The 1,604-nt window shown below is 67.1% G+C and carries 1 protein-coding gene; it reads right to left on the bottom strand.

Features of this window, described 5'->3' with window-relative positions; genetic code table 11:
* Positions 1 to 1,604 (bottom strand): RHS repeat-associated core domain-containing protein (locus ACGFIS_RS37495; protein ID WP_392974019.1); only part of this gene is annotated, 1,604 nt, incomplete at both ends.

The raw sequence follows: 1,604 nt of genomic DNA, 5'->3' as shown, positions 1-1,604 counted from the left end.
TCGTTTCCGGTGAAGGGGTTGTGGTGGCACAGGCTTTGTGCGTTGGAGTTGATGGTTCGGCAGAAGCCGTCCCATTGGTTGTCGTCCAGGCCGGGGCCGAGGTAGGCGATCGCGTCTCGGAAGGTGAAGTCCTTGCTGCCGCGGTATCCGAGGTTGAGCAGGTGGCCGTATTCGTTCTCCGACAGCGGGCGGCCGAGCGCGTGTCGCCCGATTGGGTCTCCGCTGGGTTTGACTCCGTTGCGGAAGGTGACCGGTCCGCAGTAGACGTGGCAGCGTTGGGAGCCCTTGGGCTCGTTCTTCTTGGCTTTTCCGCAGTCGTGGTTGACCTGGCAGCCGTCGACGCGGAGGCCTGACGGGTCACTGTGGGTAACGGGATTGTTGCTGGCGTAGGTGTAGCCGTTCATCTGCAGCGGGTCGGCGGTGTCGAGGACGGGGTCGACGGAGATGAAACGGCCGGTGTCGGGGTCGTACTCGCGGGCGCTGAGGTGGGTGAGGCCTGTGGGGTCCTTGGTGGCGCCGAGGAAGCCCTTGTCGTTGGGCCAGGTGGCGTCGTCGTCGAATCCGCGGATGCCGCCGAAGGGGGTGGAGCGGCGGACGGTGGTCTGCTGGGTGGTGGTGTTGACGGCGATCTGGGCGGTGCCTTGGTGGTCGCCGGCCAGGTGGGTGATGGTCCCGTCGGAGGTACGCATCGCGACGGTCTGTCCGGCGAAGGTGTAGTAGCGGGTGCCGGTGGCGGTGGTTGCGCCGTTGAGGGCGCGCAGTTCGGTACCGTCGGGAAGGTAGAGGGTGGCGCCGGCGGGGTCTTTGCGGATCAGGCGGTTGCCGCCGGTGTCGTAGACGAACGTGACGTCGTTGCCGTTTTCGGTGACCTTGGCCAGTTCCCCTTCGGTGTTCCACTCCAGGGTCTGGCCGGTGTTGGCGGCGCTGGCGTCGATGGCGCGTGCGGTGGTGTTGCCGGAGGCGTCGTAGGCGTAGGTGTCGGTGCGCTGGCCGGTGGGGCCGGTTTGGGTGACCTGGTTGAGGCGGTTGCCTTGCCCGGTCGGGGCGTAGGAGTAGGTGCGGACGGTGTCGGCGACGCCGGCGATGCCGTGCCGGGTTTCACCGGTGCGGTTGCCCGCGGTGTCGTAGGTGAAACTCTGCCAGAAGGGGGCGGGGCCGCCGATGACCGTGTCGGTGGGTTCGGTGGAACACGGGTCGGTGGTGCCCTGGGCCCAGGCTTGGGTGAGGCGTTGAAGGTGGTCGTAGGTGAAACATTGGTTGTCGATGCCGTCGCGGGAGACATCGGTGATGGAGGTGATGGTGCCCGCGTCGGTGTAGTGGTAGGTGGCGTAGCGGTCGTCGCCTGCGACGCCTTGGTGGGAGGTACGGGCGGTGGCCGGCCGCTGGGTGCCGTACTGGTAGGTGAGGGTCTGCCAGGTGTGTTTCCCGGCGGGCCCGAGCTCGAGCAGGTTGAGTTTGTTGGTCGGGGTGTAGAGGACGTCGTTGACGTAGGGCGTCTGGTCGGTCGGACTGGTGTTGCCGGTCAGGCTGGTGGGGCGTAGCAGGTCGTCGTATTCGTAGGTGACGCTTTCGGTCGGGAGGCCGCCGGCGGCGGGGTGCGACTG

It is taken from the genome of Spirillospora sp. NPDC048824 (assembly GCF_043198455.1).
Lineage (GTDB): Bacteria > Actinomycetota > Actinomycetes > Streptosporangiales > Streptosporangiaceae > Spirillospora.
The sequence above is the reverse complement of the archived record's forward strand: the minus strand, read 5'-3'. Positions and strand labels throughout refer to the sequence as shown.